The sequence below is a fragment of the Micromonospora sp. LOL_015 genome (assembly GCF_048060275.1).
Classification (GTDB): Bacteria; Actinomycetota; Actinomycetes; order Mycobacteriales; family Micromonosporaceae; genus Micromonospora_E.
Genome location: NZ_JBHMIO010000001.1, coordinates 261,943 through 275,266, shown reverse-complemented (window position 1 = coordinate 275,266; position 13,324 = coordinate 261,943). Strand labels below are relative to the sequence as shown.

Here is a 13,324-nt window from a genome sequence, read left to right as displayed (position 1 = left end):
TTACCTCCGGTCGACCCGCCGGCGTCTGTCAGCTAGGGGAGTCCCCACCGTCGAGCGCCGTCGAGCGGGGGAGGTGCGGCTCGGTCGCCTGTCCCGGCAGGTGCGGACGTACCCGGGCGAGCAACACCCGTAGCCGGTGCATCCACTCCGGCGTGATCCGGCGTTCCCGCAACGCGGTGTGGGCAATCTCCGCAGCGGACTCGAACTCGCCCCGCCGTTCGTGGGTGTGCGCCGCAACCCAGTGCATCTCGCCACGCAGGTCCGGATCGGATGTCCGGGCGGCGACCCAGCCGGCCTCCGCCGTGGCGACCTGCTGCTGACGCAGCAGCATCCGGGCCAGCCAGGAGGTGAGACGCAGCCGCTGAGCCGGGTCGAGAGCATGCTGGGCGTGGGCCTGGCGCAACACGGCGATCGCAGTCGCCGGGGCACGGTCCACGAGCGCCTCGACGTTCTCGACCAGCCAGGCGCCCGCCCGGCCGACCAGCGGCACCTCACCGACGAGCAATTGCGCCACGACCTGCTCGACCGGCGCGCGGGCCGCGACGAGCCGCTCCGCGTAGGAGCGGTGCAGGGTGATCCGCAAGGCCACCGGGGTGGCCTCGTGCAGGGTCCGGGCCACGATTCGGTGCCGGAAGACGAGCCGGTCGCCCTCGACTGCGAGGACCTCGTCGGCCAGCGCCGGCGCGAGCGCCCGGTCGAGATCGTCGGGGGTACGGCCGGTGACCGCGCCGAGCTCGGCCGGGGTGGCGCCCGCTGGTTGGGCGCCGGGTGCCCGCAACTCGTACGCGCTCAGGAAGGCGATCGCCCGCAACGACCGCAGGGTCTCCTCGGTGAACGGGGCGAGATGTGCCTCGATCATGGCTGACAGCGCGACGGACGACGACGTGGCGGCGGTACCCGCAGCGAGTTGCCGCAGGTAGCCGGGGTGGCCACCGGCCTCGGCGAGGATCCATGCCAGCTGCTCGGCCTCGGGCGGTTGCGGTGCCGAGGCACGGACGACGGCGGTTGCCGCCGTGACGTCCAACGGTGTCAGCCGTACGACCTCGTCGACGGACGGCACGGTCCGGTCCGACGCACCGGGCCGGACCGTCGCCACCAACAGCAGCGGCAGCTCGGCGACGCGTCCGCTGAGCTCGGCCCACACCCGCAGCGTCACAGGATCGGCCCAGTGCAGGTCGTCGAGGACGAGCCCGAGTGGCGTCGCCCGCGCGGCCCGGCATACCAGGTCCACCACGTCGGCGACGGCCTGGGCGGGAACCTGGTCCGCGCTGGCGGGGAAACGGTCGATCAGGCGGCGGGCGGAGTCCTCGCCCAGCGCGGATTCAAGGCATTCGGCTAAGGTACCTAGTGGACTGGACTGGGTGACCTCGTCGCCGACCGCCCATCCGACACGGTAGTGCCCCGGTGCGGCAGCGGACATGGCCGTCGCGAGCAGTGCCGATTTGCCCAGACCAGGTGCGCCGCTGACCAGGACGCTGCGTCCGCGTCCCAGGGCCGCCTCCGCCGTGGCCCGGCGCAGGTTACACAGCTCGGCATCCCGGCCGACGAGGGCTGCCCCGCCGGACCTGGCTGTCGTCGCTGTTCCGTCAGCTGTCCCGGCGACGGGCCGCGAGCCGGCGGGCGCTCCGGCGTCCAGGCCCTGCCCCGGGCCGTGGCTGCTCGTTTGCCGTACGTCGGCCAGCATGACCCGAAGGTGCGCCCGGTCGGGGTACGCCTCGACGAGGCGTCGCAGGACTGCCGCCGCCTCCTCGCGCCGGCCTTGCCCGACCAACAGGGCGGCGTACCGTTCGGTGGTGGCGAACCGCAGTTCGGCCAGCCGCACCCGCTGGGCCTCGGCGAACGGCCCGGGTACCCCGGTCAGGGCGTCGCCGTGCCACAGGTCGAGCGCGGACTCCACAGCAGCCAACTCGGCGACGGTGTTCCCGTCGGCCCGATACCGCCGGGCCGCATCGCGCAGCGACTCGAAGCGGATCACGTCGACCGCCTCCGGCGGCAGATGCAACTGGTAGGTACCGCTGCCCGAGCTGAGAATCTGCCCACCGGACCACCGGCCCCGGTCCGGCTCCAGCATGTGCCGCAACGCCGAGACGTAGGTGTAGATGTTGCCGATCGCGCTGGCCGGTGCGTCTTCACCCCACAGTGCGGCGACGAGCTGATCCCGGGAAACGCGGTGCCCGGTCCGCAGGGCGAGTACGCACAGCACCGCCGCCCGCCGCGCCGACCCCAGGGGCAGGTCGGTCCCGTCGCGCTCGACCCGTACGGGGCCTAGCAGGTGAAGACGCACGTTCGTGTTTCCGATCGACACCGCTGCCCTCATCCACCGTTGCGAGGGACGGTCCCCGCCTCCGACGTGTCCGCTCCCGGCGTCGGTGACCCGGATCGGAGCAGCTCTGCCCCGCGGCATCCGGCCCGCCTGAGGGAACCACCCGGGTCAAGTCTGCCTCGCGGCGCCGTCGGCGTTCGGGCGGGGCTGCCGGTGGCGGACTCGGCGGGCGCTGTCCGTCGGTGGACCGGCGCCACGGACGGCAGTCCGGGCAGATCGCACCGGAGTCCGGGGCAGCCGCCCGTTCGGGGCCTTCCCCTGCCGCCGTCGCGTTGATGGACTCGACCGGTGCCGGCCCGTCCCCCTGCCACGCCGAACCCGTTCGTGGGTGAACTGCTGCTCATACTCGCCGGTGAAGGGCGGCTCGTGCTGGACCCGGCGCGGGCCGACGAGGCGATAGCCGGACTGGAACGCACCCTCTCCGAGGTTCGGGCGCGGCTTCGTCTCATCCGTATCTGGCAGCGTGCCCCTCTCGGACAGGTCGACGATCTCCCCGATGACGTGGCCCGAGATGTCGTCGAGGCCGTATTCGCCGATCAACTCGCGCCCGGTCGGTTGGAGCTCGCCGTAATCGAGATCCCCAAGTACATCGAGGCACTTCGCCGGGCTCGGGGGGAACCGCCGCCGACGGCGGCGGGCGACACCGCGTCCGCCTAGCTGAGCCGATTACGGCGAGTGAATCTTCACATCGACGCGTCTCGCTGTAGATCCGACTGGAGATTCTCTGAAGACGCGCCGCGCAGACTCCGTGCTGACCGACGACGACGGGAGGCAACGGTGGAATGTGTCAAGCTGATCCTGCAGGCATCCGAACCGCTCAGTCATGCGGGACTCGCCAGCTTCCTGCGCTGCTGCCCGGAGGTCGAGCTGCTACCGGCCGACGAGTGGGCCGGGGCACAGGTTCTCGTGTTCGGCTGCGAGCAGCTCACGGTGGACGTGGTGGCGATGCTGCGCCGCACGGCTGCGGCGACGCGTCTGCCGGTGGTTCTCGTGCTCCGCGAGATCACCGAAAGTGAGTTGCTGATAGCAGTGGAGTGCCGGGTGGTCTCTATCCTGCCCAGAGCGGCGGTCACCCGGGAGCGTCTGGTGAACAGTGTGCTGACGGCGGCCAACGGTGGCGGGGTCATGCCGTCGAACCTGGTCGGCGAACTGCTCAAGCACATCGAGCGACTGCAACGCGAGGTCCTCGCCCCGAACGGGCTCAACGCAGCTGGCCTGACGCCACGCGAGGTTGACGTGTTGCGGTTGATGGCTGACGGGCTCGACACCAACGAGATCGCCGGAAAGCTCTGTTACTCCGAGCGGACGGTCAAGAACGTGATCTACGGCGTCACGCACCGGCTCAAACTGCGGAACCGTTCGCACGCCGTCGCCTACGCGCTGCGGGCCGGGCTGATCTGAGTCCATGCGCCAGCGGTGGACACCGGCACGAGTGGACACGTCGTGGGACAGGGCGCGATGGCCGAGTTTGTTCACGGCGCTACGTTTCGGACTGCGACAGCCCGGAAGCCTGGGTACGCACGGTCGGCGTACCGGATCGCGGTGAGTTCCTGGCGTAAGGCGGTGAATCGGCTGCGTGCCCACCGACGCGACGTCAACGACCACCAGGTCGACGAGGTGTCCGCCCACCACATCGCGATCGTCGCCGCGTTGCGCCGGCTCGGTGTCGACCAGCGGCGGGCCGTCGTGCTGCACCACCTGGTCGGCCTGAGCGTCGCCGAGATCGCCGCGGAGACCGGCACCAGCCCGAACACGATCAAGACCTGGCTGGCCCGGGGCCGCAAGGCGCTGGCCGTGCACCTGACCACCAGCGGCGACGAAGGGCGGAGCCGTGCCGTCTGACGACCGATTCGACGAGACGCTACGCGACGTGGCCCGGCGGGCCGGGCAGACCGGCCGGCCCGATGGTGAGCGTGCCGTCAGGATCGCCGTCCGGCACCCCGACCGGATCACCGACTGGGGCGCCGACTGGGGCGCCGGCCTCCGTCGGGGACGATCCGCTGCTGCCGGGGACCGCTAGGTCGCGATCGTGCGTACCGACGCGTTCGAGCCGGCGGTGTCGCTGCTCGACGACGGCCCGCTGGGCGAGGTCGACGGGACCGAGGGCCGACGGCTGTTCGTCATCGAACCGGCCGGGGCAGAGACTCTTCGGATCCGCGCCGCCGAACCGAATCCGGACGACTCCGACGCATGCTGGCAGGTCAGAGCATCCGGAGCGGACCCGCTGACCGTTGTCGCGGCGGACTGCGTGCCATCTGAGCTGCGGCAGCGCTTCTCGATCGGCATCGTGGAACGGGCCGGTGGGGAACCGTCGTACGCGATCAGCAGCGCGTCGGCGTACCTGCAGCACTCCGCCACCCGGGGGGCTGATCCTCGAAGAGCTGGGCGACGCGACGCTCACGACGTACTTCCGGTTCGCCGACATTGGTCCTTCGCCGGGGCGACCCGCCCGGTTCGGCGGTGCCGACGGTACGGCTGACTGTCGTGCTTGTACATACCACTCCCGCCGTCGGGCTTCGTGGTCGAATACCGTCGAGTTGCCAAACGATTCGTTGGCATCCGATGGTCTGACGACAAGCCTTCCGGGTCAGGTGGTCGTGGTGAACACAAATTTTGCCGGTGCGACGGCGAAGTCCTTCGAGTTCGTCCACAAGAATCTCGACGGGTTCAAGATCAAGGAAAAAGTCGACTCGATGGGGATCAACGGTTACATCAACTACTGTGCTGGTCTGGCCGCCGGCGCCGGGCTCGACGGCGGCGTGACGCTGGCGCTGGGCATCCCCGCCGATCTTGCCAACACCATCGCCCAGCAGTTCCGGGCACCCTCGCGGTGATCTACCACCGGACCGGGCGGTACGTGGTCAGCTTCCCCGAGTCCATGAAGATCGCTCGACGCTGCTCGCGCTCGAGGACCAGATTTCAACGACGTTGCCGAGCGAACGGCGATCGGCGGTTGATCTCCGGTTGATCGGCGGGACGGCGGAATGTCGGCCGCCCCGCTGCGGTTGTTACCCGGTGCGTCCCGCTGGCGTACGCGTCGTTGTGATATCCGCACGCGGGGCGTTCCGCGCGGTCGGGAATGGGCGTCGCATCAGCCCTGACCGCCGTGCTGGGCACCGACTGACCGTATGTCCCGTTCGCGGGGTCCGGGCCTCTGCCAAACGATCAATGCCCGGATCTTCCGCGCCCTCCCGGAACGGAGATCCGCAGATGACCACCGTTCTTCACAGATCCGCACTGTCCGTCGCCGGTCTGCTGGTAGCCGGCGGTGTGGTGGCCGGTCCGGCTGCCGCAGACCAGGCCGCCCCGGCCTCGGACACCGCGAGGTTCACCACCACTTCCGCCAGCTCCGACCAGGGCGGGTGGTCCAGCGAGGGCCGGCTGCTGGACACTCGCTACGAGCGGCAGCTGAACTTCTACTACTGCGGGCCGGCCGCGACCCGGATCGCGCTGACCGCGCAGGGCCACGAACTGTCGCAGGACGAGGTGGCCAGCAGGCTGGGCACCACGGTCGCCGGCACTGATTCGGCCGAGGACACCACCCGGGTGCTCAACGAGCTCACCGGAGACAACAAGTACCAGACCACCGCAATCGAGGCTGCCAAGGCGAGCCAGGCGCAAATCGATCAGCTGCGCGACGACGTGCGGGCGACCGTGGACGACGGCCGGGCCGTGGTGGCCAACATCATCGGTACGGCGAGCGACGTCGACGGCCGTACCCACTCGTACCCGGGCGGGCACTACGTGACCGTGGTCGGCTACGGCGAGGGCGGCGACGCCGTCAAGATCGCCGACCCGGCCTTTCTGGGCGCCGAACACTACTGGGTGAGCACCGAGACCCTGGCGCACTGGATCGCCACGCGCGGCTACTCGCACTGACGTCCTACCTCGTCCTGACCATGTGGGCCGGGTCTGCTGCGTACGCGGCAGACCCGGCCCACGGTCGTCACCGGCTAACCTTGATCCGCTGCGGTTGGTCGACCCGACCCGCTGCGGGGCAGGCCGATGAGCCGAAGCGGATCACTGCTGCGGGGGCGGGCTGAGCCTGCGCCGGACGTGACCCATGCCCATCGCGGTCCGGTCCCCGAAACCGGCGTGGCTAGCGAACGCCGCCAGGGCGTCGACCGCCCGCCGCGCGTCGCCGGGCACCCCCGACGCCTCCGCCAACTGGAAGGTCACCGAGCCGACCGTGCCCCGGCGGAACCGGTGCTCCGGGTTACGCTGCCCCGGCTCCACCAGGTGCGTGGCCATCCGCAGTTGGGCGTCGACCACCTCCAGATGGTCGACGACCGCCGGCTCCGCCGACGTCGGCAACGCCACCTCCCCGGCGAACGCGTCCCAGCGCCGGGTCAGGTTGGTGAACACCCGCTCCGCGTCCGGCCAGGGGCGCTGGCGGCGGGCACCGTCCCCGCGTCCGGTGGCGAACCCGACCGGGGTCAGCAGGTCGTACGCCCAGGTGGTGGCGGCCGGGTCGGCGCCGGTGGCCAGCTCGGCGTACGACACCGCGTGCACGGCGACGTCGACGGTGCGGTACCGGGTCTGTGCGATCTGATGCCCGGCGGCGTGGTGCAGCGCGGCGAGCACCGGGGCGGCGTACGCGTCGATCAGCAGGCCGGCCACGATCCGGGCCGGCTGCCCCGGTGCCGACGGTGGCCGGCCCTGCTCGTCGAGGACCGGGCTGAGGGTGAACGGCTTGTACCGGGGGCTGTCGTGCATGATCGCGGACAGCTCCGGGTCGACGGCGCGGACCGCTTTGAGGAACGCGGCGTAGACGGCCGGGCCGGTGTGCGGCGGCGGGACCGCCGTGGCGGCGGTCGGCACCAGGGAGACGACGATCTGGGTGGGCATCGGGCCGGCGTACCCTCTCGGTCTGGTGTGGTCGGTGAGTGCACCCCACTCAATCAGACCGGCGCCAGCGGGCCGGGGGGATCCGCTGCCCGACCCGGTCGGGGTCGGGCAGCGGATCGGGTCCGGATTCGGTCCGAATTCGGGTTGCTCAGGACGCGGTGCAGCTCAGGTCGGTCGGTGTGGTGCCGGGACCGGAGCCGACGAAGCCGACCGTGGTGGCGGCGTCCGGCGCGAGGGCCCCGTTGTACGGCTCGTTGCGTACCGTGTTCACCTCGCCGGACGTGGTCAACCGGCCGTTCCACAGCGACCCGATCGACGTACCGCTCGGGTTGGTCCAGGTGAGCGTCCAGCCGGAGATCGCCGAGGTGCCGGTGTTGCGCACCTCGATGCCGCCCTGGAAGCCGCCCTGCCAGCTGCTGGTCACCGTGTAGGTGGCGGTGCAGCCGTCGTCGCCGGGGCCGCCGTCGTCGGCCGCGGTGGTGACCGTCCGCGCCGGTGAGGCCGGCGAGACGTTGCCGGCGGCGTCGCGGGCCCGCACTGTGAACGTGTAGCTGGTCTCGGCGGTCAGTCCGGAGACGGTGTACGTGGTGCCGGAGACCGTGGCGACCAGGGTGGCCGGCGCACCGCCGGTCGACCGCAGCACCTGGTACGAGGTGACGCCGACGTTGTCGGTCGACGCCGCCCAGGTCAACGTCACCGTCTCGGCGGTGACGTCGCTGGCGGTCGGCTGGCCGGGGGCGGTCGGCGCGGTCACGTCGTCGTCCCCGCCGCCGTCGCTGTACCGCTGCGCGAGGCTGATCCCGGTGGTGGAACCGGCACCGCCGAGCGGCACCTGGTGGTCGAGGCTGACGAACTTGCCGTCGTGCTGCCACAGCGCCGGCTTGAGCACCTGGTTGTACTTGACCTCGTCCCAGCTGGTCCAGTCGTCGAGCAGCAGGCCACCGGTGTCACCGGAGTTGGGGTTCAGCGACCAGAACGTGTGGTGGATGCCGTAGTCGATCATCAGGTCGCGCAGGGCGTGCAGCCACTTGTCCTGCCGGGCGTCCTGGCCGTACCGGCCGCCCCATTCGCCGATCAGCAGCGGCGCGGTGTCGTCCTCGTGGATGTAGAGCCAGTTGGGCCGCCACACGTCCTCGGTCAGCGACGCCTTGTCGAATTCGCCCTGGAACCACGGCTGCTCGTAGACCAGCGGGCCGTAGTCGTGCGGGGAGTAGACCAGCTGGTCCTGGTTGGCGCCCAGGTCGACCGGGTGCTCGGCGACGCCCCGCAGGTTGCCGCCCCACCAGTTGTAGAAGTAGTTCGGGCTGCGGTCCGGGTTGGTGTTGGGGGAGTCCCAGTCGGCGTGCGGGCGCGGGTAGACCTCGATGCCTTCGCAGAGGATCAGCAGGTCGGGGTTGATCGCCAGGATCCGCCGACCGGCGGTTTCGCAGGCGTGCTTGAAGTTGTCCTGGTCAATCGAGGAGTCCCACTTGGCCCGCTGCGGATCGTTCGGGGTGCCGTGCGGCTCGTTCTCGATGTCCATCGCGACGATCGTGTCGTTGTCGCGGTAGCGCTCGGCCACCCACTCCCAGCCCTGGTAGAACAGCTCCGGCGTGATCGAACCCTTGAACCACATCGGGTACGTGTGCCCGGAGTTGTCCGCTTCGGCGCTGTGCACGTCCAGCATGACCTTCAGGCCGTACTCTTCGCACAGGTCCAGCCAGTAGTCGAAGATCTGCAGGTTGTTCAGCCCGTCCAGCTCGGGGTTGACGTACGCGTTGATGTTGGGCCGGGCCAGCGGCTGGCCGGCCTTCCACTCCAGCAGCAGCTGGGTCGAGATCGGCACCCGGACGATGTTGATGCCACGCTCGGACATCGCGCGGGTGACCGCCTCGATGTTGGCCGACCACAGGCCGTGGAAGACCCGCTCGGTGGCGTTGTAGCCGAACCAGTTGGCCCCGGTGAGCCACACCTGGTTGCCGGCCTCGTCGACGATCGTGTTCCCATCGGTGTGCAGCCAGTCGTTCGCCGGTACGGCCTGAGCGGCTGCGGCTGATTCGGTGGCTGATGTGCCGGTGAGGGCAGCCGGTGGGGCGGCGGCTGCCGTGGCGGGGATGGTCGGGACGGCGGCGGCCGCCCCGAGTAGCAGGCCGGCCGCCGCTGTGGCGGCCCACCGTGTCCGTATCGACGGCATGTAGAGGTTCTCCTGTCGTGGGTTGGGCAGTCGTGGGAGCGCTTCCATCGACAGAGGTTACGACGTACCAAGGTCGAAATGGAAGGACGTGATCCCGGCGGGCGTGCCGCCGGGGCATGTCTGGCTGCGACAGATCCATTGACTTCCATTTTGTGGCTCCCATAGGGTCGCAACGACGGCCTTCGATGGCGACGCGGTGACCTGGAGCCGGCATCGTGTTTCGCTCCGGGCGAAGGTGAGCAGGGCCGCCCTGGCGGGCCCGCCCGTGGTGCGCGTGTGGCTCGAGCATCGCCAGCCAGCGTCCCCGCTCCAGTCGATCCCCTGCGGCGTGATTCGGCGCACGCCTGTCCGCACCTGTCACGACAGAAAGCGAGCTCCCGAATCATGTTCCGAAGATTGGCCCTCTGCCTGGTCATGGTGCTGGCCACGATCAGCTTCAGCGCCGCGCCGGCCCAGGCCCAGGCGGACTTCACCGTCCTGGTCTTCAGCAAGACCGCCGGGTTCCGGCACGACTCGATCCCGGCCGGCATCGCCGCCATCGAGCAGCTCGGCGCGCAGCACAACTTCACCGTCGAGACCACCGAGGACGCCGGCCAGTTCACCACCGCCAACCTGTCCCGGTTCCAGGCGGTCATCTGGCTGTCGACCACCGGGGACGTCCTCAACGCCAGCCAGCAGTCGGCGTTCGAGAGCTTCATCCGAGGCGGCGGTGGCTACGCCGGGATCCACGCCGCGGCCGACACCGAATACGACTGGCCGTGGTACGGCGACCTGGTCGGCGCGTACTTCGCCAGCCATCCGGCGAACCAGAACGCCACCGTACGGATCGAGGACAACTCGCACCCCTCGACCGCCGGGCTGCCGACCGCGTGGAACCGCTACGACGAGTGGTACAACTACCGGACCAACCCACGCTCGGACAACCACATCCTGGCCACCGTGGACGAGAGTACGTACACCGGCGGTACGATGGGCAGCGACCACCCGATCGCGTGGTGCCGAGGCTACGACGGTGGCCGCTCCTGGTACACCGGCATGGGCCACACCAACGAGAGCTTCAGCGACGCGAACTTCCGCAGCCACGTGCTGGGCGGCATCCAGTACGCCGCGCAGGGCACCGGCAACTGCTCGACCGGCCAGACACCCCCCGGTTACAGCGAGGTCACCCTGGCCAAGGGCGTCGCCGAGGTCGGCGAGCCGATGGGCATGACGGTGCTGCCGAACCGGGGCGTGCTGCACACCTCCCGCGAAGGCACCATCCGCTACACCGACGCGGCCGGCAACACCAAGGTGGCGCTGACCATCCCGGTGTACACCCACGACGAGGAAGGGCTGCAGAGCATCGAGGCGGACCCCAACTTCGCCACCAACCGATGGGTGTACGTGTACTACTCGCCGCCGCTGAACACTCCGGGCGGCGACGCGCCGTCGACCGGCTCGGCGTCGCAGTTCGCACCGTTCAACGGCTATAACCGGCTGTCCCGCTTCACGGTCAACGCCGACCACACCCTGGACCGGTCGTCGGAGGTGACGGTCCTGCAGGTCCCGACCAGCCGGGGCATGTGCTGCCACGTCGGCGGTGACATCGACTTCGACGCGGACGGCAACCTCTACCTGTCGACCGGAGACGACACGAACCCGTTCGACTCCAGCGGCTACACGCCGATCGACGAACGGTCCAACCGCAACCCGGCGTACGACGCGCAGCGTACCGCCGGCGACAGCAACGACCTGCGGGGCAAGGTGCTGCGGATTCGGCCGAGCGCCAACGGTGGGTACACCATCCCGGCCGGCAACATGTTCCCGGCCGGCACGGCGAACACCAAGCCGGAGATCTACGCGATGGGCTTCCGCAACCCGTTCCGGATGTCGGTGGACAAGGCGACCGGAGTCGTCTACCTCGGCGAGTACGGGCCGGACGCCAGCACCGCCGACCCCAACCGCGGGCCGGCAAACCACGTCGCGTTCGAACGCATCGCCCAGCCCGGCTTCTACGGCTGGCCGTACTGCTCGAACTACAACACGCCGTACATCGACTTCACGTTCCCGTCCGGCCCCTCCGGCGCACCGTTCAACTGCTCCGGCGGGCCGGTGAACAACTCCCCGAACAACTCCGGCATCACCCAGCTGCCGCCGTCGCAGCGGGCCTGGCTGCCGTACGGTGGCGAGCAGAACCCGCCGGAGCTGTGCTGCGGCAGCCTGTCACCGATGGACGCCGTGGTCTACAACTACGACGCCTCGCTCGCCTCCGACGTGAAGTTCCCGGCGTCGATGGACGGCAAGGTGTTCATCGGCGAGTTCGGCCGGCGGTGGATCAAGACGGTCACGGTCACCGGCTCCGGCGGGGTGGGCTCGATCGACCCGTTCCCGGACTACACCGGCACCCAGGTGATGGACCTGGAGTTCGGCCCGGACGGCGCCCTCTACGTGCTCGACTACGGCACCGGCTGGGGCAGCGGTGACGCCAGCTCGGCGGTGTACCGCATCGAGTACAGCTCCGGCGGCGGCCGATCGCCGATCGCCGCCGCGTCCGCCGACCCGACCGCCGGCAACGCGCCCCTGACCGTGCAGTTCAGCTCGGCCGGGACCAGCGACCCGGACGGTGACGCCATCACGTACGCGTGGGACTTCACCACGGACGGCAGCACCGATTCGACGCAGCCGAACCCGTCGTACACGTACACCAGCAACGGCGAGTTCACGGCGACGCTCACGGTGCGCGACAGCACCGGCCGCAGCGCCACCGCGAGCGTGGTGATCGGGGTGGGCCGGCCGACGGTCACCCTCGACCTACCGCGCAACGGCCGGTTGTTCGAGTTCGGTGACGCCATCCCGTTCGAGGTGACGGTCACCGACCCGGACGCGTCGACCATCGACTGCAGCCGGGTGAAGGTCAACTATCTGCTCGGGCACGACAGCCACGCCCATGGCATCTCCAGCGCCACCGGCTGCTCGGGCACCCTGCAGACCACCGAGGACGGCGAACACGACCCGAACGCGAACATCTTCGGAGTCGTGATCGCCGAGTACACCCCGGTGGGCGAGACCATCCCGGTGACCTCGGCGCAGACGGTGCTGCAGCCCCGGACCCGCCAGGCCGAGCACTATGGCGACCAGCAGGGCACCACCCTGGTGGAGAAGGCCTCCGCCCACGGCGGCAGCGCGGTCGGCTACATCGAGAACGGCGACTGGATCTCGTTCACCCCGTACAACCTGGCCGGGGCCACGTCGTTCACCGCCCGGGTCGCCTCCGCCGGCTCCGGCGGCACCATCTCGCTGCGGACCGGCTCGGCGTCGGGACCCGTCATCGGTACGGCCACCGTGAGCCCGACCGGAGACTGGGATACCTGGACCACCGTCACCGGCACGCTCACCCCACCCAGCGGTACGCAGAACCTGTTCCTCGTCTTCACCGGCGGCTCCAGCTACCTGTTCGACGTCGACGAGTTCACCTTCCGCAGTAGTGGCACGACACCGCCGCCGACAACCGCTCCGCCCACCACGGCACCGCCCACCACCGCACCGCCTACCACTGCACCACCGACGACCGCACCACCGACGACGGCGCCGCCTACCACTGCACCGCCGACGACGGCACCACCGACCACGCCACCGCCCACCGGGTCGTCGTGTTCGGCGGCGTACTCGGTGATCGGGCAGTGGCAAGGTGGCTTCCAGGGTGAGGTACGGGTCACCGCCGGATCGGCCTCGATCAGCGGCTGGACGGTCACCTGGACGTTCACCGGCGGACAGACCGTCAGCCAGTCCTGGAGCGCAACCGTCACGTCCAGTGGTGCCAACGTGACCGCACGCAATGTCTCCTACAACGGGTCGCTCGGCGCCGGAGCCAGCACGACGTTCGGCTTCATCGGCTCGGGCAACAACGGAACCAATGTGTCGTCGCTGAGCTGCACCGCCAGCTGATCAACGAGGCTGCGCGGCGCCCACCAGCTAGTGGGCGCCGCGCGGCTTTCGCCTGT

The 13,324-nt window shown here is 70.0% G+C and carries 11 protein-coding genes; 8 read left to right on the top strand and 3 right to left on the bottom strand.

The features are described 5' to 3' along the window. Window positions 1-28 precede the first annotated feature (28 nt). Window positions 29-2,305 (bottom strand): AAA family ATPase, encoded by a 2,277-nt coding sequence (locus ACFHWU_RS01195; RefSeq protein ID WP_416589618.1) that lies wholly within the window; start codon window positions 2,303-2,305, stop codon window positions 29-31. Window positions 2,306-2,611: 306 nt separating this feature from the next. On the opposite strand from ACFHWU_RS01195, the gene ACFHWU_RS01190 reads away from it, so the two are divergent. The 7 genes from ACFHWU_RS01190 (at window position 2,612) to ACFHWU_RS01160 (ending at window position 6,202) form a co-directional block, all read left to right on the top strand. Continuing rightward, window positions 2,612-2,980: a hypothetical protein gene (locus ACFHWU_RS01190; protein ID WP_416569103.1), complete on the top strand. Its 369-nt coding sequence runs from the start codon at window positions 2,612-2,614 to the stop codon at window positions 2,978-2,980. A 120-nt stretch (window positions 2,981-3,100) separates the two neighbouring features. Next, window positions 3,101-3,724: a response regulator transcription factor gene (locus ACFHWU_RS01185; protein WP_416551678.1), complete on the top strand. Its 624-nt coding sequence runs from the start codon at window positions 3,101-3,103 to the stop codon at window positions 3,722-3,724. A gap of 141 nt (window positions 3,725-3,865) precedes the next feature. After that, window positions 3,866-4,165, top strand: a complete 300-nt coding sequence (locus tag ACFHWU_RS01180; RefSeq protein WP_416551680.1) for an RNA polymerase sigma factor — start codon at window positions 3,866-3,868, stop codon at window positions 4,163-4,165. After that, window positions 4,155-4,343 (top strand): hypothetical protein, encoded by a 189-nt coding sequence (locus ACFHWU_RS01175; protein WP_416589617.1) that lies wholly within the window; start codon window positions 4,155-4,157, stop codon window positions 4,341-4,343. Before ACFHWU_RS01180 ends, ACFHWU_RS01175 begins: the two co-directional genes overlap by 11 nt. Window positions 4,344-4,352: 9 nt before the next feature. Next, complete coding sequence (locus ACFHWU_RS01170) at window positions 4,353-4,802, top strand: hypothetical protein (RefSeq protein ID WP_416551682.1); 450 nt, start codon at window positions 4,353-4,355, stop codon at window positions 4,800-4,802. Between the two features lie 121 nt (window positions 4,803-4,923). After that, window positions 4,924-5,157, top strand: coding sequence for a hypothetical protein (locus ACFHWU_RS01165; protein ID WP_416589616.1), 234 nt, complete (start codon window positions 4,924-4,926; stop codon window positions 5,155-5,157). Between the two features lie 376 nt (window positions 5,158-5,533). Continuing rightward, the gene (locus ACFHWU_RS01160) at window positions 5,534-6,202 is read left to right on the top strand and encodes a C39 family peptidase (protein WP_416551685.1); all 669 of its coding nucleotides are present in this window, start codon (window positions 5,534-5,536) and stop codon (window positions 6,200-6,202) included. 141 nt (window positions 6,203-6,343) lie between these two features. On the opposite strand, the gene cas6 is transcribed toward ACFHWU_RS01160, so the two are convergent. Together cas6 and ACFHWU_RS01150 are read right to left on the bottom strand one after the other, a co-directional pair. After that, the gene (gene cas6, locus ACFHWU_RS01155) at window positions 6,344-7,171 is read right to left on the bottom strand and encodes a CRISPR system precrRNA processing endoribonuclease RAMP protein Cas6 (RefSeq protein ID WP_416589615.1); all 828 of its coding nucleotides are present in this window, start codon (window positions 7,169-7,171) and stop codon (window positions 6,344-6,346) included. Between the two features lie 148 nt (window positions 7,172-7,319). Then, entirely contained in the window at window positions 7,320-9,344 is a 2,025-nt protein-coding gene (locus ACFHWU_RS01150) for a cellulase family glycosylhydrolase (protein ID WP_416589702.1), read from the bottom strand. Between the two features lie 384 nt (window positions 9,345-9,728). Between ACFHWU_RS01150 and ACFHWU_RS01145 the strand changes: the two genes are divergently transcribed. Next, on the top strand, window positions 9,729-13,268 hold the full coding sequence (locus ACFHWU_RS01145) for a ThuA domain-containing protein (RefSeq protein ID WP_416589614.1): 3,540 nt from the start codon (window positions 9,729-9,731) through the stop codon (window positions 13,266-13,268). Window positions 13,269-13,324 lie beyond the last annotated feature (56 nt).

What these genes read in the sequence shown, in the direction of transcription:
- ACFHWU_RS01150 (WP_416589702.1), bottom strand. Translation starts at nt 9,344, where the DNA reads ATGCCGTCGATACGGACACGGTGGGCCGCCACAGCGGCGGCCGGCCTG.
- ACFHWU_RS01160 (WP_416551685.1), top strand. Translation starts at nt 5,534, where the DNA reads ATGACCACCGTTCTTCACAGATCCGCACTGTCCGTCGCCGGTCTGCTG.
- cas6 (WP_416589615.1), bottom strand. Translation starts at nt 7,171, where the DNA reads ATGCCCACCCAGATCGTCGTCTCCCTGGTGCCGACCGCCGCCACGGCG.
- ACFHWU_RS01145 (WP_416589614.1), top strand. Translation starts at nt 9,729, where the DNA reads ATGTTCCGAAGATTGGCCCTCTGCCTGGTCATGGTGCTGGCCACGATC.